This is a genomic window from Streptomyces sp. PL-25, assembly GCF_058344915.1.
Window position 1 is genome coordinate 3,149,306 of the sequence record NZ_CP136997.1, and the last position, 22,856, is coordinate 3,172,161.

21 protein-coding genes are annotated in these 22,856 nt (G+C 72.9%); 12 read left to right on the forward strand and 9 right to left on the reverse strand.

Annotated elements, in window-relative coordinates; all coding sequences use genetic code 11:
• Window positions 1-64 precede the first annotated feature (64 nt).
• On the reverse strand, window positions 65-631 hold the full coding sequence (locus tag R4Z62_RS14010) for a DoxX family protein (protein ID WP_491519941.1): 567 nt from the start codon (window positions 629-631) through the stop codon (window positions 65-67).
• A gap of 229 nt (window positions 632-860) precedes the next feature.
• Here R4Z62_RS14010 and R4Z62_RS14015 point away from each other — a divergent pair, with 229 nt between their 5' ends.
• The 3 genes from R4Z62_RS14015 (at window position 861) to R4Z62_RS14025 (ending at window position 4,108) form a co-directional block, all read left to right on the forward strand.
• Window positions 861-1,520 carry a hypothetical protein gene (locus R4Z62_RS14015; protein WP_064534486.1) on the forward strand — a complete coding sequence of 220 codons (660 nt, stop codon included), beginning with the start codon at window positions 861-863 and terminating at the stop codon, window positions 1,518-1,520.
• 92 nt (window positions 1,521-1,612) lie between these two features.
• A complete protein-coding gene (locus R4Z62_RS14020) occupies window positions 1,613-2,098 on the forward strand; it encodes a hypothetical protein (protein ID WP_491519942.1) in 486 nt (161 codons plus the stop codon).
• 168 nt (window positions 2,099-2,266) lie between these two features.
• Window positions 2,267-4,108 carry a phosphatidylglycerol lysyltransferase domain-containing protein gene (locus R4Z62_RS14025; protein ID WP_491519943.1) on the forward strand — a complete coding sequence of 614 codons (1,842 nt, stop codon included), beginning with the start codon at window positions 2,267-2,269 and terminating at the stop codon, window positions 4,106-4,108.
• Here R4Z62_RS14025 and R4Z62_RS14030 read toward each other — a convergent pair.
• From R4Z62_RS14030 to R4Z62_RS14055, 6 genes are all read right to left on the reverse strand, one after another.
• Complete coding sequence (locus R4Z62_RS14030; RefSeq protein ID WP_491519944.1) at window positions 4,105-5,061, reverse strand: IS481 family transposase; 957 nt, start codon at window positions 5,059-5,061, stop codon at window positions 4,105-4,107. The genes R4Z62_RS14025 and R4Z62_RS14030 overlap by 4 nt on opposite strands.
• Window positions 5,062-5,197: 136 nt before the next feature.
• On the reverse strand, window positions 5,198-6,649 hold the full coding sequence (locus R4Z62_RS14035; RefSeq protein ID WP_491519945.1) for a sensor histidine kinase: 1,452 nt from the start codon (window positions 6,647-6,649) through the stop codon (window positions 5,198-5,200).
• Window positions 6,650-7,399, reverse strand: a complete 750-nt coding sequence (locus R4Z62_RS14040) for a response regulator transcription factor (protein ID WP_491521872.1) — start codon at window positions 7,397-7,399, stop codon at window positions 6,650-6,652.
• Window positions 7,400-7,580: 181 nt separating this feature from the next.
• On the reverse strand, window positions 7,581-8,312 hold the full coding sequence (locus R4Z62_RS14045; protein ID WP_491519946.1) for a CE1759 family FMN reductase: 732 nt from the start codon (window positions 8,310-8,312) through the stop codon (window positions 7,581-7,583).
• Window positions 8,309-9,400, reverse strand: a complete 1,092-nt coding sequence (locus R4Z62_RS14050; RefSeq protein WP_064534482.1) for an LLM class flavin-dependent oxidoreductase — start codon at window positions 9,398-9,400, stop codon at window positions 8,309-8,311. The genes R4Z62_RS14045 and R4Z62_RS14050 overlap by 4 nt, the downstream gene beginning before the upstream one ends.
• A gap of 200 nt (window positions 9,401-9,600) precedes the next feature.
• A complete protein-coding gene (locus tag R4Z62_RS14055) occupies window positions 9,601-10,884 on the reverse strand; it encodes an MFS transporter (protein ID WP_491521873.1) in 1,284 nt (427 codons plus the stop codon).
• A gap of 300 nt (window positions 10,885-11,184) precedes the next feature.
• Here R4Z62_RS14055 and R4Z62_RS14060 point away from each other — a divergent pair, with 300 nt between their 5' ends.
• The 6 genes from R4Z62_RS14060 (at window position 11,185) to R4Z62_RS14085 (ending at window position 15,971) form a co-directional block, all read left to right on the forward strand.
• The gene (locus R4Z62_RS14060; protein WP_382843177.1) at window positions 11,185-12,150 is read left to right on the forward strand and encodes a LysR family transcriptional regulator; all 966 of its coding nucleotides are present in this window, start codon (window positions 11,185-11,187) and stop codon (window positions 12,148-12,150) included.
• A 133-nt stretch (window positions 12,151-12,283) separates the two neighbouring features.
• Window positions 12,284-12,625, forward strand: a complete 342-nt coding sequence (locus R4Z62_RS14065; protein WP_037887565.1) for a YnfA family protein — start codon at window positions 12,284-12,286, stop codon at window positions 12,623-12,625.
• 50 nt (window positions 12,626-12,675) lie between these two features.
• Window positions 12,676-13,452, forward strand: a complete 777-nt coding sequence (locus R4Z62_RS14070; RefSeq protein ID WP_064537567.1) for an SDR family NAD(P)-dependent oxidoreductase — start codon at window positions 12,676-12,678, stop codon at window positions 13,450-13,452.
• Window positions 13,452-13,688, forward strand: coding sequence for a hypothetical protein (locus R4Z62_RS14075; RefSeq protein WP_064534480.1), 237 nt, complete (start codon window positions 13,452-13,454; stop codon window positions 13,686-13,688). The genes R4Z62_RS14070 and R4Z62_RS14075 overlap by 1 nt, the downstream gene beginning before the upstream one ends.
• Before the next feature lie 42 nt (window positions 13,689-13,730).
• A complete protein-coding gene (locus tag R4Z62_RS14080; protein ID WP_491519947.1) occupies window positions 13,731-14,996 on the forward strand; it encodes a GNAT family N-acetyltransferase in 1,266 nt (421 codons plus the stop codon).
• A 141-nt stretch (window positions 14,997-15,137) separates the two neighbouring features.
• Complete coding sequence (locus tag R4Z62_RS14085; RefSeq protein ID WP_491519948.1) at window positions 15,138-15,971, forward strand: hypothetical protein; 834 nt, start codon at window positions 15,138-15,140, stop codon at window positions 15,969-15,971.
• A gap of 43 nt (window positions 15,972-16,014) precedes the next feature.
• On the opposite strand, the gene R4Z62_RS14090 is transcribed toward R4Z62_RS14085, so the two are convergent.
• A complete protein-coding gene (locus R4Z62_RS14090) occupies window positions 16,015-17,208 on the reverse strand; it encodes an RtcB family protein (protein WP_491519949.1) in 1,194 nt (397 codons plus the stop codon).
• 206 nt (window positions 17,209-17,414) lie between these two features.
• Here R4Z62_RS14090 and R4Z62_RS14095 point away from each other — a divergent pair, with 206 nt between their 5' ends.
• The 3 genes from R4Z62_RS14095 to R4Z62_RS14105 all read left to right on the forward strand — a co-directional run bounded on the left by R4Z62_RS14095 (window position 17,415) and on the right by R4Z62_RS14105 (window position 20,830).
• A complete protein-coding gene (locus R4Z62_RS14095) occupies window positions 17,415-18,305 on the forward strand; it encodes a DUF3558 domain-containing protein (protein ID WP_491519950.1) in 891 nt (296 codons plus the stop codon).
• Window positions 18,306-18,435: 130 nt separating this feature from the next.
• On the forward strand, window positions 18,436-19,401 hold the full coding sequence (locus R4Z62_RS14100; protein WP_079159028.1) for a DUF3558 family protein: 966 nt from the start codon (window positions 18,436-18,438) through the stop codon (window positions 19,399-19,401).
• 136 nt (window positions 19,402-19,537) lie between these two features.
• Window positions 19,538-20,830, forward strand: a complete 1,293-nt coding sequence (locus R4Z62_RS14105) for a DUF2637 domain-containing protein (RefSeq protein WP_491519951.1) — start codon at window positions 19,538-19,540, stop codon at window positions 20,828-20,830.
• Window positions 20,831-20,914: 84 nt separating this feature from the next.
• Here R4Z62_RS14105 and lysS read toward each other — a convergent pair whose 3' ends face one another.
• A complete protein-coding gene (gene lysS / locus R4Z62_RS14110; RefSeq protein WP_491519952.1) occupies window positions 20,915-22,657 on the reverse strand; it encodes a lysine--tRNA ligase in 1,743 nt (580 codons plus the stop codon).
• Between the last annotated feature and the right edge of the window lie 199 nt (window positions 22,658-22,856).

Genomic DNA, 22,856 nt, shown 5'->3' on the forward strand with positions numbered 1-22,856 from the left:
TGGGGCAGCAAGGTGGCTCAACCCTGTTGCATTGACCATGGAGTTCAGGCGGCTGAATTCGTGTTCACAGCGCCAGCGTGATCGCCGCCCCCGCTCCCCCCAGCCCCGCCGCCAGGGCTGCTTCGGGCCAGCCGCCGGTGGACCAGGGGAAGACGCGGTCGGCGGCGAGGCGGCCGGGGCCGGTGGCGGCGACGGTCAGGGCCACGACGGCGATGGCGATGTTGTACTCGATGCCGCCGTCGGTGTCCCAGAAGCCGTGGGCGCCGGTGACCGTGACCATGGCGTTGATCATGACGCCGATCAGTGCGGCGGCGGCGAGCGGGGTGAGGAGGCCGAGGGCCAGACCGAGGCCGCCGAGGAGTTCGGAGAGGCCGCCGATCACGGCGTAGACGCGGCCGGGACGGTAGCCGATCGCCTCGAAGCCGCGGCCGGTCGCCGCCAGGCCGCCGCCGCCGAAGAGGCCGAACAGCTTCTGGGAGCCGTGCCCGGCCAGCAGCAGGCCGAAGGCCAGCCTCAGGAGCAGCAGACCCCAGTCGGCAGCCCATGAGCGGGGCCGGGCGGAGGCGGTGCCGTGGTGGGTCGTCGGCTCCGTGGCGGACGACGAGCGGTTCAGGATGCGCTTCGCGGACATGGGAAGCTCCGGAGGGGCAGGGCAGGAAAGGGGGCGTCCTCCACGTTTCCGGACGGGCGGACATCGCGCATGTCGGGGCGGGTCCGGCGGGGACTCGGCGGGCCCGCCGTCGTCGCCGATGTACAGGACGGAACAGGCCGTGTGATCATGACGGCTGCGGCCGCCGACCACGGCCGTTGCTGGAGGATGCCGTCCGCGGGCGGCACGAGGACGCATCGGGGGGTGCGCAGTGACACGGACGGCCTCGGTCGTCGCGCTCGTCGTGGCTCTCGCCGGTATCGCCGGGGGCGTCTTCGTCGGCGCTTCCGGGCTGGACACGGTGATGGGCTGCGGCCCCGCCGAACACACCTACCCGGACCAGACCGCACGGGACTGGGTGACGCAGGCCGACCACGTCGTGGTGGCCGCGCCGGTCGGCGAGGAGGACACCGGGCGGCGGGACTACAAGAGCGGCCCGGTGAGCTACGAGACCGACCGCAAGGTGACCTTCCGCACCGATCGCCGCCTGTGGTCCGCCGCCCGGCCCCGGCACGCGCTGGGCGGCGACTTCGCGCTGGTCGCTCCCGGCTGGCGGGTGCTGCGGGCGGGCGGCGCCCGGATCAAGCGGACCACCGGGGACGCCCCCCGCCTGGAGACCGGCCACACCTACCTCCTGGCCCTGCGCTGGTCGGAGGGCGCCTGGGTGGTGCTCGGCGAGGGAGCCTCCGTACCGTTCGACGGGCACACCGCCGGGTCGGGCGAGTGGTGCGGGCGGGTCCTGGGCAAGGACGACGTCGCCCGCGGCGAACTCTTCTCCCGCTCCGACGACCACAGCCTGGAGAAGGACCTGCTCGGGAAGGACGAGCAGGCCGTCGTCCGCGCTCTCACCCGCGCCGCCCGCAAGAAGTGACGGAGAGTGACCAAGCCTCCGGTTTTCCTCCGCGCCCGGCACTACGTACTGTAGGGTCCCGCTCGCCCTTCTCCATCGTCCACGGGGGATCCATGCAGGAAGCGCGTTGTCCGGCGCCCGGTGCTCCACCGCCCGGCCAGAAGCGGGACGGCGGGCTCGCGCCCACGGTCGCCGCCCTGGTCGTGAGCCTCACCGTCGCCGCCGTCGGGGTGTACGAGCTGAGCGGCTTCGGGCTGCACAGCCTCGACCACCGGCCCCATCTGTTCAGCGACGGCTTCGCCACGGCCGGCGTGATCGTCGCCACGGTGGCGGCCGGGGCGGCGGTCGGCAACCTGGCCTGGATCCTGACGGCGCCCCTCAGGCACACCGCCCTCACCTTGAGTGACCAGTCCGATGACCCTGACGGCCGCGGTGCCGGGGACGACGGAGGAGACGGCGAGGGCGAGGGCGAGGGTGACGGCGGCAGGGACAGCAGTGACCGCAGCGACCGCAGCGACGGTGTCGGTCCAGGCTCCGCGGGTACCCCGCATGCTCCGTGCGTCTCCGCCGCGGTTCATCCTCCCGGCCCCGGCGAGTAAGCACACACCCGTCCACTCCTTACCTTCTCCCGAAACACTGGGGCCAAGGCCCCTCAGCCACCGCCCCGGCCACCACCCCCAGCCACCGCCAGACCCCGTCCGTCCCCGTCCGTCCCTGTCCGTCCCATCGGCCCCCATCCGGCCCGTCCCCGAGGTGACCCGTCACCCATGCCCGCTCGGCAGTCCGTCCTCATCCCCCCGCAGCGCGCCCCGCGTACGTCCGCGCGCCCCTCCCCCGGCCCCCGGCTGCGGGCGGGCGCCGCCGCGGCGACCGTCTGGTACCTGCGGGTGCTCGCGCTGCTCAACATCGTCGCGGTGCTCTCGCTGCCGTTCCGCGAGGAGGTGCACGAGCACAACGGCGGTGAGTTCTTCACCCCGTACCTGGCCACCGCGGGCCTCGTCTCGGCCGCGCTCGCGCTCTTCCTGGCCATGGTGATGCGGCGCCGCAAACGCGCGGCCTGGGTGTTCAACCTGCTGCTCGCCGGACCGCTGTTCGCGCTCTACGTGCTCGCGCTCACCCAGGAGCGCTTCCGCGAACACCCCTTCAACTGGCTCTCGGCGGCCCTGACCGGCCTGTTCGTACTCGCGCTGCTGGTCGGCCGCACCGAGTTCAACGCCATCGGCGACCGCTCCAACCCCCGGCTCGCCCTGGCGGTCGGCGCCGTCGGCATCCTGGTCAGCGGCGGCCTGGGCACCTGGCTGGTCGACGCCACCAACAAGGTGTCCGGCGCGCCCCTCACCGACAAGGTCGCCTACACCCTGCTGCGCAGCGTCAGCGTCGGCCCGCTCGCCGACCGCGTCCCCGCCGTGGAGTCACCCCGCTGGGTGGACATCCTCATCAACGTGCTGATGGCGGGGACCTTCCTGCTGGTGCTGTACGTCTGCTTCCGCTCGCCGCGCGGCCTGGCACTGCTCGGCGCCGAGGACGAGACCCGGCTGCGCGAACTGCTGGACCGGCACGGCGAACGCGACTCCCTCGGCTACTTCGCCCTCCGCCGCGACAAGGCCGCGATCTTCTCCCCCACCGGCAAGGCCGCCGTGGCCTACCGCGTCATCGGCGGGGTCAGCCTCGCCTCCGGGGACCCGATCGGCGACCCGGAAGCCTGGCCCGGCGCCATCGACGCCTGGCTGGCCGAGGCCCGGCGGCACGCCTGGACGCCCGCCGTCATGGGCGCGAGCGAGGAGGCCGGCACGATCTACGCCCGGCACGGGCTGGACGCTCTCGAACTGGGCGACGAGGCCATCGTCGACGTCGCCGACTTCAGCCTCGACGGACGCGCCATGCGGGGCGTGCGGCAGGCGCACAAGCGGGTCCAGCGGGCCGGCTACACCGTCACCCTCCGCCGCCACGAGGACATCCCGGACGACGAGATGGCCCTGCTCGTGGAGCGCGCCGACCACTGGCGCGACGGCGCCACCGAGCGCGGCTTCTCCATGGCGCTGGGCCGCCTCGGCGACCCGGGCGACGGCCGCTGCGTGATGCTGGAGTGCCGGGACGCGGACGACGAGCCGCGCGCGCTGCTCAGCTTCGTGCCCTGGGGCGAGCACGGCCTCTCCCTCGACCTGATGCGCCGCGACCGCGAGGGCGAGAACGGCCTGATGGAGTTCATGGTCGTCGAACTGCTGCTGCGCGCCGGGGAGATCGGCGTACGGCGGGTCTCGCTGAACTTCGCGATGTTCCGCTCGGTCTTCGAGCGCGGGGCGCGGCTCGGGGCCGGTCCGGTGCTGCGGCTGTGGCGTTCGGTGCTCACCTTCTTCTCCCGCTGGTGGCAGATCGAGTCGCTGTACCGCGCCAACGCCAAGTACCGGCCGGTGTGGGAGCCGCGGTTCCTGCTGTTCGCCAAGAGCGCCGACATCCCGCGGATCGGCCTCGCCAGCGCCCGCGCCGAGGGCTTCCTCACCCCGCCCGCGCTGCCGTCCTTCGTCCGCCGGGGCCGGCGCCACGACGCGTCCACCGCGCCGGAGGCGTCCTCCGCGCGGACGGGCGGTCCGACCGGGCCTACCGACTAGTTGTATTGACTCGCAGCGTTGTTCACACGGCTGATTGGGGGCTTGCCTCCGAGTGCGGTGTGGCAGCGGTGGTGATTGTAGGTGTGCAGGAAGTCTGTCAGGGCGTCGGTGCGTTCGGTGTTGCTGGTGTAGGGCCGCTGGTAGGCCCATTCGTCGAGCAGGGTGCGGTTGAAGCGTTCGACCTTGCCGTTGGTCTGCGGCCGGTAGGCGCGGGTGAGCTTGCCGGCCGCGCCGAGATCGGCGAGTGCTCGCCGCCAGGCAAAGCTCTTGCGGTAGGGCCACGCGTTGTCGGTCAGGACGCGTTCGATGCGGGTGATGCCGCAGGTGGCGAAGAAGACTGCGGCCCGCCGCAGGAAGCCGGCGCAGGTGACGGCCTTCTCGTCCGGGTGGACCTCGCTGTAGGCCAGGCGGGAGTGGTCGTCGACGGCGGAGTGGATGTAGTCGAATCCCATGCCGCTGCGGCGGGCGCGGCCGGCCTGGCGGCCCAGTACCCTGTGGCCGCCGCCGTCGGGGATGCGGCCGAGCTTTTTGACATCCACGTGGAGCAGCTCGCCGGGCCGGTCGCGTTCGTAGCGGCGGATGAGCTGTCCGGTGGGCCGGTCCAGGTGGGCCAGCCGGTTCAGGCCGTGGCGGACCAGGATCCGGTGCACGGTCGAGGCGGGCAGGCCCAGGACCGGCCCCAGCCGTGCGGGACCGAGCTTGCGGACCTGCCGCTCGTGACACACCCGGGCCTCGACGGCGGCCGGCGTGCGGTGCGGGGTGGTTCGGGGCCTGCTGGAGCGGTCGGCGAGGCCGGCCTCGCCCTCGGTACGCCAGCGGCGGATCCACTTGTGGGCTGTGGCGCGTGAGACGCCCATCTCGGCGGCGACGTGCGCGACGGGGCGGCCGCAGCGGACACGCTCGACGAGCAGCCGCCTGCCGTGAACGGTCAGCCGGGCATTACGGTGGGACACGAAGACCTCCGTGTGGTGCGGTCCTAGACAGCTCCACCACACCGGAGGTCTTCGCCATGATCAAGCACCCACGCGCGTCAACAACGCTCGTGATCAATACAACTAGTGCTGTGGCCGGGGGAGTGACCTCCGGAGGTCACTCCCCCGCCTCCCGCTCCGCCCCCACCGTGAACCCGATCACCGCACCCCCGCCCTCGCGCCGGTAGGCGAAGGGCGCGCCGCCGTGGGCGAGGGCGACCTCGCGCACGATGGACAGGCCGAGGCCGGAGCCGGGCAGGGAGCGGGCGTCGGCGGCCCGGTAGAAGCGGTCGAAGACGCGGAGCAGATCGGCCTCCGCGACCCCGGGTCCGCGGTCGAGGACCTCGACGCGCACGGTGCCCGGCCGGGCGGGCCCGAGGACGGCGATCTCGATGGGCGCCGTGCCGCCGCGGTCGAACTTGGTGGCGTTCTCGACGAGGTTGGACAGGGCCCGCTGGAGCATGCCCGGCCGGCCGTGGGTCGTCGTGTCGCCGCTCGCCCGGATCACGATGTCACGGCCGGTACGGCGGCGGGCGAGGCCCGCCACGTCCTCGGCGATGTCGGCGAGGTCCACCCGCTGCGGCGGTTCGCTGTCGGACTGGCCCGCCGCGAGGTCGACCAGCTCGTTGACGAGGTCGGTCAGTTCGCGGGCCTCCTGGGTGAGGTCGGCGACCAGGTCCTCGCGGGTGGCGGGCGGCAGTTCGTCGATACGCCGCAGCAGCGAGATGTTGGTGCGCAGCGAGGTGAGCGGGGTGCGCAGTTCGTGGCCCGCGTCCTGGACCAGGCGCCGCTGGTCCTCCTCGGACTGGGCGAGGCGGCCGAGCATGCGGTCGAAGGCGCGGCCCAGGCGCCCGACCTCGTCGTAGCCGGTGACCGGGACCTGGACGCCGAGCCGCCGGGTGCGGGCGACGTCCTCGGCGGCGGCGGTGAGGACCACCAGGCGCCGGGTGATGCGGCGGGCCAGCCACCAGCCGAACAGCCCGGCCGCGATGACCACGATCGCCATCAGCACCAGGGTGCGCTGCTGGAGCGCGCGCAGCAGGTCCTCGGTGTCGCTGAACTCCTGGGCGATCTGGACGGCGCCGCGGCCGTCGCCGAGCGCGACGGTGGCGATGCGGTACACGTCGTCGGCGACGGGCACGTCCTGGTACTCGATGGTCTTGCCCGCCACGGCGTCACCGGCCAGCTCGCGGTCGTCGACGGTGACGGGCAGCGGCGGGCTGCCGTGGTCGACGACCTGCCCCCCGGCGCCGAGCACCTGCACGTCGGTACGACTGGGCCGGACGACCTCGTGGCCGGGGCGGGAGGAGGAGAAGTCCTCCGGGGTGCGGTCGTAGCGCCGTACCTCGTCCTGGACGTCCTGCACGACCTGGGTGAACACCGACTGCTGGTCCACCCGGACCAGCCGGGCGGCGGAGTTGTACGACAGGATGCCCACGAGGACGGTGACGGCGGCGGTCACCACGGCGAACGACACCGCGAACGTGGTCCGCAGCGACCAGAGGCGCGGCCGTGGCCGCGGCCGTGGCCGTGGCCGGAGCCGGTCCGTCAGCCGCGCGAGGCGGCCCACTCAGTCCTCCCGCAGCACGTAACCGACGCCGCGGACGGTGTGGATGAGCTGCGGCGCGCCCGGCGCGTCCAGCTTGCGGCGCAGATAACCGACGTAGACGGCGAGGTTCTTGGAGCCGGGGCCGAAGTCGTAGCCCCAGATCCGGTCGTAGATGGTGGAGTGGTCCAGGACGATGCCGGCGTTGCGGACGAGGAGTTCGAGGAGTTCGAACTCGGTGCGGGTCAGCTCCAGTTCACGGGTGCCTCGCCAGACGCGGCGGGCCTGGAGGTCCATCCGGATCCCGGCCGCCTCGACCAGCCGTTCGGGCAGGTGCGGCGCCCTGGCCGGGGCCGGGCCCGCGACGGCGGCCGGTGCGGCGGGGGCGGCCGGGGCGGGGGCCGGTTCGGCGGCGGGCGGGGCGGTGCGGCGCAGCAGGGCGCGCAGCCGGGCGAAGACCTCTTCGACGTCGAAGGGCTTGACGACGTAGTCGTCGGCGCCCGCGTCCAGGCCCGCGATCCGGTCGGCGGTCTCCACCAGGGCGGTGAGCATGAGGATCGGGGTGCGGTCGCCCTCGGCGCGCAGCACCCGGCAGACCTGGAGCCCGTCGATGCCGGGCATCATCACGTCCAGCACGAGGACGTCCGGCGGGGTCCGGTGGGCCTGGGCGAGCGCCTCGACGCCGTCGGCGACCGCCGTCACCTCGTAGCCCTCCAGGGTCAGGGCCCGCTCCAGGGCGTGGCGGATGGCGCGGTCGTCTTCGGCGAGCAGCACAGTCTGGGGCACGCGACCAGTCTGCCAAGGCGGTGGTGGTACGAAGGGGGCGAGCGGGCCGGTGATCACCCTTTTTACCCGGCTCTCACCGTCCCGGGCGCAACCGGCGGTACGGGCCCGCCGTCCTCGCGCCGCTCACCGGCGGCGGGGCTCCGCCGCCGGGCGGGCGCGGACGCGTCGCTCAGCCCCGCAGCCGGGCGAGCTGCTCCTCGAACGGCACCACGGCCAGACCGCCGTCCGCCGCCCTGCCCTGCTGCCCGGGAACGGGCGGCTGCCCGGGTACGGCCTGCTCTCCGGGTACGGTCCGCCCCGCCGAGTCCGCGCCACCGCCCACCGGTGCGGCCGGTGCGGCCGATGCGGCCGGTGCGGCCGGTGCGGCCGGTGCGGCCAGCGCCGCCGGTGCGGCCAGCGCCGCGAGTTCCCCCGCCGCCCGCTCGATCCGCTCGGGCAGCCCCTCGGCGCCCCAGTCCTCGGAGGCGGCGTAGACGCCGGTGGGGACGACCACGGCCCGCAGGTGGGCGAAGAGGGGCCGCAGCGCGTGGTCGAGGACCATCGAGTGGCGGGCGGTGCCGCCGGTGGCCGCGATCAGCACCGGCTTGCCGGCCAGGGCGTCCTTCTCGCGCGCGCCGAGCACGTCGAAGAAGGACTTGAACAGTCCGCTGTAGGACGCGGAGAAGACGGGCGTGACGGCGATCAGCGCGTCCGCCTCCGTCACCGCGTCCAGCGCGGCGGCCAGCTCCGGGCCGGGGAAGCCGCTGGTCAGGTTGTGCGCGATGGCCACGGCGAGGTCGCGCACCTCGATCACCTGGACCCGGGCGTCCGTACGGTCGGCGGTCGCGGCGGCCAGCCGGTCGGCGAGCAGCCGGGTGGAGGACGGGACGCTCAGCCCCGCCGAGACGACGACGAGCTTCATACGGTCACCTCCGGGGTGTCCTTCGCGGCGAGCAGCGAGGTGTGGGTGGGCGCGTCCGGCACACCGGCCGGGCGGTTCTCGGCGAACTCCTCGCGCAGCACCGGCACGACCTCCTCGCCCAGCATGTCGAGCTGTTCGAGGACGGTCTTCAGCGGCAGCCCCGCGTGGTCCATCAGGAACAGCTGGCGCTGGTAGTCGCCCGCGTACGAGCGGAAGGCCAGCGTCTTCTCGATGACCTGCTGCGGGGAGCCCACGGTCAGCGGCGTCTGGTCGGTGAAGTCCTCCAGGGAGGGGCCGTGGCCGTAGACGGGGGCGTTGTCGAAGTAGGGGCGGAACTCGCGCACCGCGTCCTGGGAGTTCTTCCGCATGAACACCTGGCCGCCCAGGCCCACGATCGCCTGCTCGGGGGTGCCGTGCCCGTAGTGGGCGTAGCGCGAGCGGTACAGCTCGATCATGCGCTTGGTGTGGTCGGCGGGCCAGAAGATGTTGTTGTGGAAGAAGCCGTCGCCGTAGTACGCGGCCTGCTCGGCGATCTCCGGGGAGCGGATGGAGCCGTGCCAGACGAACGGCGGTACGCCGTCCAGCGGGCGCGGGGTGGCGGTGAAGCCCTGGAGCGGGCTGCGGAACCTGCCCTCCCAGTCCACGACGTCCTCGCGCCACAGCCGGTGCAGCAGGGCGTAGTTCTCGATGGCCAGGTTGATGCCCTGGCGGATGTCCTGCCCGAACCACGGGTAGACCGGGCCGGTGTTGCCGCGGCCCATCATCAGGTCGACCCGGCCGTCCGCGAGGTGCTGGAGCATCGCGAAGTCCTCGGCGATCTTCACCGGGTCGTTGGTGGTGATCAGGGTCGTCGAGGTGGACAGGACGAGGCGCTCGGTGCGCGCGGCGATGTAGCCGAGCATGGTGGTCGGCGACGACGGCACGAACGGCGGGTTGTGGTGCTCGCCGGTCGCGAAGACGTCCAGGCCGACCTCCTCGGCCTTCAGCGCGATGGCGACCATGGCCTTGATGCGCTCGCGCTCGGTCGGCGTCCGGCCGGTGGTGGGGTCCGGCGTGACGTCGCCGACGCTGAAGATCCCGAACTGCATGGTCGCTCACCCTCCAGGTTGTTGACTGTTCAACTATACCTGCTGAACGGTCCCCCACCCGGAGGTATTCCGCACCGCGCCGCACCCCCCTCCACGGCCCTCGGCCCCTGACCCCCTCACCCCCCTTCACGTGCCTCGCCCCCTGACCCCTCGCCCCCCTGACTCCTCAGCCCCCCTGGCCCCTCGGCCCCTCGGCGGGCTCAGGCCGCCCCGGCCCCCGCCGCCAGCGCCTCCGCCTCCCCCTCCGGCCCACGCCCCCGCTCGTCCCCGTCCCCGTCCCCGACCCCGTCCTTCGTCCGCCACGGCAGCAGCACCGGCGTCACGAACAGCAGCAGCCCGGCCAGGCCGATCGCGGCGCGCGTCCCGGTGAACACCGCCAGCAGGCCCCACAGAGCGGTCACCGCCGCCGTGGTCAGCCTGCCGCTCGCCGACCAGGCCGCGAGCGTGCGGGCCACCCGGTCCGACGGGGTCAGCTCCAGCCGGTAGACGCTGTACACCGGGTTGAACACCCCGCACAGGGTGATCAGCACCGCCTCGACCGCCATCACCACCGCCAGTCCGGGCACCCCGGGCCGCACGAACACCAGGCCCACCGGCCAGCACACCCTGAGCGCCCCCGTGGCGAGCAGCACCCGGCGCCGCCCGTACCGCGCCACCAGCGGACCCGCCAGCCGCGAGCCGAGCAGCCCGCCCAGACAGGGCACGGCGAAGGCGAGGCCGTACTGCCACGGCGCGAACCCCAGCGGGCCCAGCATCAGCACCGCCAGCAGCGGCGCCGCCGCCATGATCAGCGCGTTGACCAGCAGGGTGTTGAAGAACAGCGGCCGCAGCACCGGGTGCGTCAGCACGAACCGCCAGCCGTCGAGCAGGTCGGCCGCCCGCAGCCGCCCCGGCGCGCCCCCCTCCGCCCCCTCCGTACGCACGGGACGCGGACGCGGGGCCGCCTCCGTACCGCCGATCGCGCGCACCCCCAGCGCGGAGAGCAGATAGCTGACCGCGTCGGCCACCACCGTCACCACCGGCCCGAACACCCCGACCAGGAACCCCCCGGCCGGCGGCCCCAGCACCGACGCCGTCCACATCGTCGACTCGAACCGGCTGCTCGCCGCCAGCAGGTCCGGCTTCGGCACCAGCGCCTTGAGATACGCCCCGCTCGCCGCGCCGAACGCGATGTCCGCCGCCGCGACCAGCACCGACACCACCAGCAGCTGGACGAATCCGAGCACGCCGCACGCGTAGGCGACCGGCACGGTCAGCAGCGCCGCGCAGCGCGCCAGATCGGTGGCGATCATCACCGGCCGCTTGCGCCGGAACTCCACCCACGGCCCGAACGGCACCGCCAGCACCGCGCCCACCGCCGGACCGGCCGCCGCCAGCACCGACACCTCGGCCGGCCCGGCGTGCAGCACCAGCACCGCGATCAGCGCGAACGCGTCGAACGCCAGCCACGTCCCGAACGTGCTCGCCGCGTACGCCGCCCACAGCCACCCGAACCGCCGCCCGAGCCCCGGCCGCCGCTGCCCCTGCCGCCCCTGCCGCTCCCGTCGCTGTTCCCGTTGTCCCCGTTGTTCCCGCTGCCCTCGTTGTTCCCGCTGCCCTCGTTGTTCCCGTTGTCCCCGTTCACGCCCCACGCGCGCTCTCCTCCCGCAGCCGCCCGGCCGGTCCACCGCCGCCGACCGGCCGCCCATCCAAGCCCCCGCCCGTCCCGCCCGGCAAACAACCGCCGGGGCACGTGGCCCACAACCGGCGGTTGTGACGGCACGGTGGCAGTAGGGTCGGCCGACGTGGACCCGGACCTGGACCTCACCGCCGTACGCACCTTCGTCGCCGCCGCCGACGCGGGCCGCTTCCAGGACGCCGCCACCGATCTGGCCGTCACCCAGCAGGCCGTCTCCAAGCGGGTGGCCGCCCTGGAGAAGACCCTCGGCACCCGGCTGTTCACCCGCACCGCGCGCGGCGCCCGGCTCACCGTCGACGGCCAGGCGTTCCTGCCGCACGCCCGCGAACTCCTGCGCGCCGCCGAACGCGCCGCCGCCTCCGTACGCCCCGGCCGGCGCGCGCTGCGCGTGGACGTCATCGGCCGCAAGCTCGCCCCCTCCGGGCTGCTGCGCGACTTCCTGCGCGCCCACCCGGACACCGCGCTCGACGTGGTCACCCTCTACGACGCCGACGCGGCGGTGGCCGCGCTCCGCGCCGGCACCGTGGACGCCTCGTTCCGCGCCGTCCTCCAGCCCGGCCGGAACCTGCCCGACGACATCGCGGCCGTCCCCGTCCTGGACGAGCCCCTGCACCTGCTCACCGGCCCGGCCCACCCCTTCGCCGACGCCCGCGCCGTCCGCCCCGCCGACCTCGCCGGGCACCCGATCTGGATGCCCGAGCTGGGCAGCGGCACCGAGTGGGCCGCCTACTACGCCGACCTCGCCGCCGCCTTCGGCCTCACCATCGACGTGATCGGCCCCCACTTCGGCACCGAGCCGCTGCCCGACGTCCTGGCCGAGTCACCCACCCTGACCACCTTCGTCGGCGAACTCACCCGCGTGCTCTGGCCCGCCGACTACGACCTGCGCCGCATCCCGCTGCGCCACCCGGTCCCGGCGTACCCGCACTGCCTCCTGCACCACCGCGACAACCCGCACCCCGCGCTCGCCGCCCTGCGCGACCACCTCCTGCGCGCCGCCCGCACCCGGCGCGCCCCCGGCGACATCTGGACCCCGCCCTGGGCCCGCCGCACCACCCCGGCCACCCCCTGACGGACCCTCCGCACCACCCCGGCCACCCCCTGACGGACCCACCGCACCACCCGGCCACCCCCCTGCCCCTGACCGGCCCGGCCCGGCCGCCCCGCGAAGCCCCCCGCGACCGCCGTGATGAAAAGCTGCCCCCATGCCGCTGATCCTCCGCTCCGCCGCCCTCTTCGTCGTCGCCGCGCTCTTCGAGATCGGCGGCGCCTGGCTGGTCTGGCAGGGCGTGCGCGAACACCGTGGCTGGCTGTGGGCGGCCGGCGGCGTGCTCGCGCTCGGCGCGTACGGCTTCGTCGCCACCTTCCAGCCCGACGCGCACTTCGGCCGCATCCTCGCCGCCTACGGCGGGATCTTCGTGGCCGGATCCATCCTGTGGGGCGTCGTCGCGGACGGCTACCGGCCCGACCGCTGGGACCTCGCGGGCGCCGCGGTCTGCCTGGCCGGAATGGCGCTGATCATGTGGGCCCCGAGGAACGGCGGCTGAGGTTCGCCTACGCTGGGCTGAGCCGAGCGCACGAACCCGAGGAGCAGCCCATGGCCACCGCCGCACCGTCCGCCGCCTCCCGCATCGCCGTGGTCACCGGTGCGAGCAGCGGTATCGGCGCCGCCACGGCCCGGCAGCTCGCCGCCGCGGGCTACCGCGTGGTGCTGACCGCCCGCCGCAAGGACCGCATCGAGGCGCTGGCCGAGGAGATCACCGCGGCCGGCCACTCCGCCACCGCCTACCAGCTCGACGTCACCGACCGGGCCGCCGTCGACGAGTTCGCGAGCGCCTTCCGCACCATCGGCGTCCTGGTGAACAACGCGGGCGGCGCGCTCGGCGCCGACCCGGTCGCCACCGGTGACCCCGCCCAGTGGCGCGCGATGTACGAGACCAACGTCATCGGCACCCTCAACATCACCCAGGCCCTGCTGCCCAAGCTCGCCGCGAGCGGCGACGGCACGGTGGTCGTCGTCTCCTCCACGGCCGGCCTCGGCACCTACGAGGGCGGCGCCGGGTACGTCGCCGCCAAGCACGGCGAGCACGTCCTCGCCGAGACGCTGCGCCTGGAGATCGTCGGGCAGCCGGTCCGGGTCGTCGAGGTCGCGCCCGGCATGGTCCGCACCGAGGAGTTCGCGCTGACCCGCTTCGGCGGCGACACCGAGAAGGCCGCCAAGGTCTACGAGGGCGTCGCCGAGCCGCTGACCGCCGACGACGTCGCGGACACCATCACCTGGGCGGTGACCCGCCCCAGCCATGTCAACATCGACCTCCTGGTCGTGCGCCCGCGCGCCCAGGCGTCGAACACCAAGGTGCACCGGGAGCGGTGATGACGATGACGACGCCACAGAACGCCTCCGGACCGGACACCCCCGGGCCGGACACCCCCGGACCTGGCCCCGCCGCCCAGGGGCCGCCCGCCCGGGAGCGGACCGCCGCCGAGCAGCGGCGCCTGGCGGAGGAGAAGAAGCGCGAGCGCTACGTCTGGTACTACCTCGGCTACTTCCTCTTCGGCATCCACGTGGTGGCGTTCGTCATGATCTACGCGGTCCGCCACGCCAAGTGAGGCCCCGCGCGGTCGCGTCGACCCCCCGTAGGGTGACCGACCGTGGACAGACACATACGCTTCGACGCCCTGCGCAACGTCCGTGACCTCGGCGGATACGCCACCGAGGACGGCCTGCGGGTCCGCCCGCGCCTCCTCTACCGCGCCGACGGCCTCGGCAAGCTGGACCGCGCCGCCCCGGACTGGGACCGCTTCCTCGCCCTGGGGATCGGCACCGTGATCGACCTGCGCCACGGCTGGGAGGCCGAGCGCCAGGGCCGAATCCCGGAGCACCCCTCCTTCACCTACCACAACCTCAGCATCGAGCACCGCCCCTACGACCAGCCCGCGCTGGGCCCCGAGGTGGACCCGGGCCCGTATCTGGCCGAGCGCTACCTCGAAGTGGCCGAGGACGGCACCAAGGAGATCCGCGCCGCCCTGGAGCTGATCCGCGACGCGGCCGTCTCCGGCACCCCGCTGGTCTTCCACTGCGCCTCCGGCAAGGACCGCACGGGCGAACTGGCCGCGCTGGTCCTGACCCTGCTCGGCGTCCCCGAGCCCACCGTCGTCGAGGACTTCTCCCTCACCGAGCTGGCCACCCCGATGCTGCTGGCCGACTGGCGGGCCCGCAACGGCGGACGCACCCCCCGCTGGCCCGGCTACGGCCGCGCCCCCGCCGCGGTGATGCGCCTGTTCCTGGCCGCCCTGAGGCAGAAGTACGGCTCCGTCGAGGCGTACGTCACCGACGCCCTGGAACTCGACGCGTCCGCGCTCGCCGCCACCCTGCGCGCCCACCTCCTGGAGCCCGCCCCCGCCACCCGGCCGCCGCTGTCCTTCCGCCGCGCCGTCCCCGCCGACGCGCCGCTGCTGGTCCGGCTGCGCGACAGCGCCGCCCTGTGGCAGCTGGCCCGCGGCATCGACCAGTGGAAGCCGGGCGAGAAGGACGAGGCCCACTTCCGCACCCGGATGCGCGAGGGCGAGGTCTGGCTCGCTTACGCGGGCGGGCATCTGGCCGGCGCCTGGGAACTGTGGTGGGACGACCCCGACGCCTGGGGCCCCCGCCCCGCCGACGCCGGCTACATCCACCGCCTGATGACCGCCCCGCACACCGCCCCGCCCGGCACCGGCCGCCGCCTCCTCGCCGAGGCCGAGTCCCGCATCACCGCCACCGGCCGCCCCTACGCCCGCCTCGACTGCCTCACCACCAACCCCCGCCTGCGCGCCTACTACGAGACGGCCGGCTACACGGCCACCGGCGAACACCCCGCCAAACCGAACCCCACGGGCACCCCGTACGCGGTGACCCTGCTGGAGAAGCGGCTCGCATAACCCACAGGGGTGAACCTCGGCGATCACCCGAACGGACCCCGAACTCCCGATCTAGGCTCGCGCCACCACCTCAGACGACGGCCCCCGGCCGGGCGGCATCCCGACCGAGGGCCTGACCAGCAAGGAAGGAATCGCTTCCTCATGGCTGACCGCGAGCCTAACGCGCACCGGTTCATGGACCTCACCGTCCCGGAGTACGCGTACATGTTCGGCTTCTTGCAGGCGGACGGAACCCTGTACCGAGGAGTCGGCAGGAAAGGACGCCTGACCGTCGAGATCGGCGCTCAAGACATCGACCTCCTGCGGTCGTTCCAGAAACTGACGCCGTACTACAGCAACGTCACCGAACGCAGCAGGTCCACGAACTTCGCGGAGACGTCCCACACGGCCGTCTGGACCCTGTGCTCCCTGGAGGCAAGGACCCGGCTCAACGAAATCGGCCTGCCCTACGGCCGCAAATCCGCCTCCATCGCTCCCCCGGCCGGAGACTTCTCCCCCCGCGACTACCTGCGCGGAGTCATCGACGCCGACGGTTCCGTGGGCTTCACCGGCAAGGGCTTCCCGTTCGTCTCCCTCACCACCGCCAGCACGGCGATGAGTGTCTACCTGTGCCGGTACGCCAGGGAAATCACCGGCGTCGAACGCGCTTCCAGGAGGAACACTCGCGACGACATCTACAACGTCCTCTACACGATGGAGACCGCGCAGGCCCTGGCAGCGCATCTCTGGTACCCAGGTTGTCTGTCTCTCGGCCGCAAGCGAGAAGCGGCCGACTCACTCACCGCCTGGGCCCGCCCCAGCGGCATGCGCGCGGCTTCCAGGCACCGCCGCTGGTCCGAGAGCGATGACCGGATCCTGCTGACCCTGAACAGCCCCCGGGCAGCAGCACAGAAACTCGGCAGGACCGACCAGAGTTGCAGTCTCCGCCTCTGGCGGCTGCGTACCGGACAAGTCCCCAGGCCGAGCGTTCAGTGACACGGGACCGAGGCTCCGAGCACCCGCTCGGAGCCCCGGCGCGTCAGCCCTTCACACAGATGAACTGCTTCAGCTTCGCCACGACCTCGACCAGATCGCGCTGCTGCGCCATCACCTGGTCGATGTTCTTGTAGGCACCCGGGATCTCGTCGACCACACCGGAGTCCTTGCGGCACTCCACGCCCCGTGTCTGCTCCTCCAGGTCCTTCGTGGAGAAGCGGCGCTTTGCGGCGTTGCGGCTCATCCGGCGACCGGCACCGTGCGAAGCCGAGTTGAATGCCTTCTCGTTGCCGAGGCCCTTCACGATGTACGAACTGGTTCCCATGGAACCGGGGATGATGCCGTACTCGCCGGAACCCGCGCGGATCGCGCCCTTGCGGGTGACCAGCAGGTCCATGCCGTCGTAACGTTCCTCCGCCACGTAGTTGTGGTGACAGGAGATCTCCTGCTCGAAGACCGGCTTCGCCTTCTTGAACTCCTTGCGGACGACATCCTTGAGCAGCGCCATCATGAGCGTGCGGTTGTACTTGGCGTACTCCTGCGCCCAGAACAGGTCGTTGCGGTAGGCGGCCATCTGCGGGGTGTCCGCGACGAACACCGCCAGGTCTCGGTCGACCAAGTCCTGGTTGTGCGGGAGCTTCTGCGCGACGCCGATGTGATGCTCGGCCAGTTCCTTGCCGATGTTCCGCGAACCGGAGTGGAGCGTGAGCCAGACCGAACCCTCAGAATCGAGTGAAAGTTCGATATGGTGATTCCCCGCTCCGAGCGTTCCCATCTGCTTCGTCGCCCGTTCCTGACGGAATCTGACCGCTTCGGCCACACCGTCGAACCGCCCCCAGAAGCCGTCCCAGCCCGCCGTGGCCAGGCCGTGGAAGGCGTGCGGGTCGACGGGGTCGTCGTGCATGCCGCGGCCGACCGGGATGGCCTGTTCGATCCTGGAGCGCAGGCGGGAGAGGTCGCCGGGGAGGTCGTTGGCGGTGAGGGACGTCTTCACCGCGGACATGCCGCAGCCGATGTCCACACCGACCGCCGCCGGGCAGACCGCGCCGCGCATGGCGATGACGGAACCGACGGTCGCGCCCTTGCCGTAGTGCACGTCGGGCATGACGGCCAGGCCCTTGATCCAGGGCAGGGTGGCGACGTTCTGGAGCTGGCGCAGCGCCACGTCCTCGACCGAGGCGGGGTCGGTCCACAGGCGTATGGGCACCTTCGCGCCCGGCATTTCCACGTACGACATAGCGTGCTCATTCCCCCGGTAAACATACAGAAGTCTCAGAAGTGGCGAATCGCAATACCAGCGCCAAGGTCGACGAAACAGGACATCGGACCGGCGTCCACGGCAGTGCGTGCGATACACATTGTCTCCAGGAGACGCCCCCGCCCGGCAAGCGATTAACCGCCGGGCGGCCCGGGTGACCGACCCCCGTCGAGAGGAGCCTGACCGTGCTGCGGAAGGCGTACGTATCCGGCGCCGCCGCGTTGTTCGCGGCGCTGTTGCTGGCCGGCTGCTCCGGCGGCTCGTCGGACGGCGGCCGGGCGGACGACGCCAACCCGGACGGTCCGGGACCCGCGACGGCGGCGGCCCAGCCGGGCAGGTACCGCACGCTCCCGGAGGCCTGCCGCGCGGTCGGCCACGGCACCCTCGACACGCTGCTGCCCGGCATCCAGCAGATCACCGACCCGGAGCAGCGCGAGAAGGCGTACGACGGCGAGGCCACGCTCACCTACGACACGGACCGCAAGGTCGGCTGCCGCTGGAAGGTGGACTCCGCCGAGGCCACCGACCATCTGCACATCGACTTCGAGCGGGTCGTCTCCTACGACAACGCGGTGAGCGACGACAGCCAGGCCGAGGCGGTCTTCGCCACCCGGCAGAGCGCCGCGGACCTGCCCGCGCCGCTCACCCCGTCCGGCGGCTCGCAGTCGCAGTCCGGCTCCTCCGGCTCCTCCGGCTCCTCCGGATCCCAGTCCCCGCCCCCGTCGCCGTCCGGCGGCACCCCCGGCGGCGCGCCCTCCTCCCACTCCACCGGCGGCCCCTCCGCCCCCTCCGCGCCTTCTTCTACGGCCTCCGCCCCCGTCACCGACCCGGCCGAGATCCAGCCCCGCACCCTCGACGACCTCGGCGACGAGGCGTTCCTCGACGACGCGCTCAGCAGCTCCGGTTCGACGGTCAAGCAGCGGACGGTGACTGTGGCGTTCCGCACGTCGAACGTGATCGTGACCATCGAGTACGAGGAGCAGCCGGCCGGTGTGGGCGCGGTCCCGGACAGCAAGGAAATGCAGGACAGGGCCCGGAAACTGGCGGCGCAGCTCGCGGATTCGCTGGGCGGTTGACGTCCTGGGCGCGGCACTTGGCGCGGTGCCGGGATGCGCGGGAAGGCGGACCACGCCGCTGACCGATTGCGTACGGTGGCCCCCGGACCTGATCAGACCGTGATCCGAAACGCAGGGAACCACGAGCGTCATGAGTGAAGGAACCATGCAGCGAGCAGCTCAGCGAGAACAGCGTGACCGGCGTGACCAGCGGGAGGGGCGTGCCGCGGGGGCACCGCGGCTGCGCCGTGCCGTCGTGTGCGCGACCGCGCTGCCGGTGCTGCTGCTGACGGCGGCCGCCTGTTCGTCCTCCTCGGACTCCGGTTCGGACGACGCGTCCGGCACGGCGAGCGCGGCGGCCTCGGGCGGCGCCTCGGCGTCGGCGTCGGCGAGCCCGTCGCCGACCGTGCGGGCCGCGGCCTACGGGAAGCTGCCGGACCCGTGCGGGATGCTGCCGAAGAAGACGCTGGGCGAACTGGTGCCGGGCGGTGAGAAGTCCGCCAAGGCGGGCACCTCCAGCGATGTGTCGACGCGGGCGAGCTGCTCGTGGAACGGGCTGACGAACAACGGCGTGAAGGGGTCCCAGTACCGCTGGCTGAACGTCTCGCTGCTGCGTTTCGAGTCGGACACGGCGCGCGGTTCGGGCGAGGCGCAGGCGCGCGAGTACTACGGCAAGCAGGTGCAGGACGCGCGGTCGGTGTCGGGTGCGCGCAAGACGTCGTCGCAGCCGGTGTCCGGGGCGGGCGACGAGGCGACGGCGGTGCGCTACGACCTGAAGAAGAAGGAAGGCACCTTCAAGCAGCAGACGGTCGTGGCCCGGGTGGAGAACGTGGTGGTCACGCTCGACTACAACGGCGCGGGTCTGGCCGGTGACAAGACGCCGGACGCTGAGGCCCTGACGAAGGACGCGGTGCGGGCCGCCCAGGAGGCGGTGGCCTCGGTGAAGACGGTCAACGGCGCCGGTGGTGCGGGCTCTTCGGGCGGTTCGGACGCGTCCTCGCCCTCCGGGAAGGCGTCCGGTGGGGCGTCCGGGAAGGCGTCCGCGCCGGCCTCCGGTTCCGCCTCGGCGTCGGCGACGACGTCGCCCTCGGAGTCGGCGTCGAAGTCCGCTCGGTAGCCGTCCGCGCGCGGCCGGGCGGAGCGGACCGCCGGATCCGGCCATCCGTTCCCCGCACGGATGTGCCACTCTGTTGCGCGCAACAGGAGGCAAGGGGAGGGGAGTACGAGTGGCCGCGCCATTGCAGCTGACTCGGATGCACCGGGTACTGATCGGCGTGGTCGTGGCCGGCGCCGTGATCATCGCCGGTATCGGTTTCGCGGGTTCGTACGCGGCCGTGCGCGAGCTGGCCATCAAGAAGGGCTTCGGGGACTTCAGTTATGTGTTCCCGATAGGCATCGACGCGGGCATCTGTGTGCTGCTCGCCCTGGATCTGCTGCTGACGTGGATCCGGATCCCCTTCCCGCTGCTGCGTCAGACGGCGTGGGTGCTGACGACGGCGACGATCGCGTTCAACGGCGCTGCGGCCTGGCCGGATCCGCTGGGTGTCGGGATGCACGCGGTGATCCCGGTGCTGTTCGTGGTGGCGGTGGAGGCGGCGCGGCACGCCGTGGGCCGGATCGCGGACATCACGGCCGACAAGCACATGGAGGGGGTCCGCCTCACCCGCTGGCTGCTGTCGCCGCTGCCGACGTTCCTGCTGTGGCGCCGGATGAAGCTGTGGGAGCTGCGCTCCTACGAGCAGGTGATCAAGCTGGAGCAGGAGCGGCTGGTCTACCAGGCGCGGCTGCGTTCGCGCTTCGGCCGGGCCTGGCGCCGCAAGGCTCCGGTGGAGTCGCTGATGCCGCTGCGGCTCGCCCGCTACGGCGTGCCGCTGGCGGAGACGGCGCCTGCGGGCCTGGCGGCGGCGGGTATCGAGCCCGCGCTGCTGCCGCCGGTGCCCGCGCCGCAGCCGGCGGTGGCCGCCGAGGCGCAGCGGGCGGCGGTGCCGGGCGGCGGGCAGCCGCGCGCGCTGGTGGCCGAGCGCGGCCCGGAGCCGGAGCAGCAGGCGTATGTGCCGGACCCGGCGGAGAGCCCGTGGTTCCAGGCGCCGCGGCAGGTCGACTACCACGGCGGGTACGACCCGACGTACGAGCCGGAGCCGTCGTACGGCCCGGAGCCGCCGTACGACGAGTGGTACGAGGAGCGGCACCCCGACCAGCCGGGCCAGCCGGAGCAGCAGGCATCGGAGCAGCCCGCCCCCCAGCGGTCCGCTCCCCGGCAGCCCTCCCCCGAGGACACGGGCGGCTTCCCGGTCCCCGCGGGCCCCAACCGCACCCGTGAGCTGGGCGACGGCGGCGGCACGGCCGAGCAGGCGCCGGACGAGGAGGGCCTGTACCAGGTGTTCCGGTACTCGATCGAGGGCGAGGGTATGCCGACGCCCGGCACCTTCGCCGCGAACGTCGAGGCGGCGTACGGGGTGCGTCTCCAGTCCCGCGAGCTGAACCAGTACATGGACCGCTTCACGGCCCGTCTCAACGACGAGCTGATGGAGGAGCACATCGCCTAGGCGCCGCACGCGCGCGGCAACGGGAAGGGGGCCCTCCGGGTGGAGGGCCCCCTTCCCGTTGCCTTACGGCGTCCCGCGGAGCGCCTACGCGCCGAGCAGCGTCCGCACCCGCTCCTGGCCCACCGCGAGGAGCAGCGTGGGCAGGCGCGGGCCGGTGTCGCGGCCGACGAGCAGGTGGTAGAGGAGCGCGAAGAACGTCCGCTGGGCGGTCTTGATCTCCGGCGGCAGTTCCTTGGGCGTGGCGTCGGCGGAGAATCCGGCCTGGACCTTGGGCACGCCGTAGACCAGGTGGGTGAGGCCGTCCAGCGACCAGTGCTCGGCGAGGCCGTCGAGCAGGAGCCGCACGGACTGCCGGGACGGCTCGTCCAGCGACTTCAGCAGGTCGGTGTCGGGCTCGGCGCGGACGATGGTGCGCTGGTCGGCGGGGACGTGGGTGTTGATCCACGCCTCGGCCTTGTCGTAGCGCGGGCGGGACTCGTCCAGCGAGGACAGCGGGTCGGACGGGTCCAGCTCGCTGAGGATGCGCAGCGCCTGGTCCTGGTGGCCGGCGGTGATGTCGGCGACCGAGGCGAGGGTGCGGTACGGCAGCGGGCGGGCCGTCCTGGGCAGCTCGCCGGAGGCGGTGCCGACCGCGCGGGTGTACGCGGCGACGTCACCGGGCAGCGCGGAGCCGTCGGCGACCTTGCCCGCCAGCTTGTCCCACTCGTCGTACAGCCGCTGGATCTCCTGGTCGAAGGCGATCTTGAAGGACTGGTTGGGGCGGCGACGGGCGTACAGCCAGCGCAGCAGCTGCGGCTCCATGATCTGGAGCGCGTCGCCGGGCGTGGGCACACCGCCCTTGGACGAGGACATCTTGGCCATGCCGGAGATGCCGACGAAGGCGTACATCGGACCGATGGGCTGCTTGCCGTCGAAGATGCCGACGATCTGCCCGCCGACCTGGAAGGACGAGCCGGGCGAGGAGTGGTCGACGCCGGACGGCTCGAAGATCACGCCCTCGTACGCCCAGCGCATCGGCCAGTCGACCTTCCAGACCAGCTTGCCGCGGTTGAACTCGCTGAGCCGGACGGTCTCCGAGAAGGCGCACGCCGTGCAGGTGTACGTCAGCTCGGTGGAGTCGTCGTCGTAGGCGGTGACGGTGGTGAGGTCCTTCTCGCAGTTGCCGCAGTACGGCTTGTACGGGAAGTATCCGGCGGAGCCGGAGCTGCCGTCGTCCTCGGCGGCGGCGCCCGAGCCCTCGGCGGCCTCCAGCTCGGCCTCGTCGGCCGGCTTCTGCTGCTTCTTGCCGCCGGTCTTCGGCCTGGTGCGGTACTGGGCGAGGATCGCGTCGATGTCGGCGCGGTGCCGCATGGCGTGCAGGACCTGCTCGCGGTAGACCCCGGAGGTGTACTGCGCGGTCTGGCTGATCCCGTCGAACTCCACGCCCAGCTCGGCGAGCGAGGCGACCATGGCGGCCCTGAAGTGCTCGGCCCAGTTCGGGTGGGCGGAGCCCGCGGGCGCGGGGACGGAGGTCAGCGGCTTGCCGATGTGCTCGGCCCACGACTCGTCGACGCCGGGGACGCCCGCCGGGACCTTGCGGTAGCGGTCGTAGTCGTCCCAGGAGATCAGGTGCCGGACCTGGTGGCCGCGGCGGCGGATCTCGTCGGCGACCAGGTGCGGGGTCATGACCTCGCGCAGGTTGCCCAGGTGGATGGGGCCGGACGGGGACAGACCGGAGGCGACGACCACGGGTTTGCCAGGGGCCCGGCGCTCCGACTCCTCGATGACCTCATCCGCGAAACGGGAGACCCAGTCGGTGGTCTCGGTGCTCTGAGCCACGATCGGCACGTCCTCTTTCCTGAAGTTTCCTGGAGTTTCCGGAAGCTCTCCGTGGGCCGCCCACGCGGTCGCACGGCTGACCGTCCCATTCTCCCAGGCCGGGCGGCATCCACGAAAACGCCTTTCCACGGCGTTGGACGGAGGGACGCGCCCCGGGGTTGACCGGGCGGACGGAAAATTCGGTTTACCCCCCGTGGGATACTGAGCG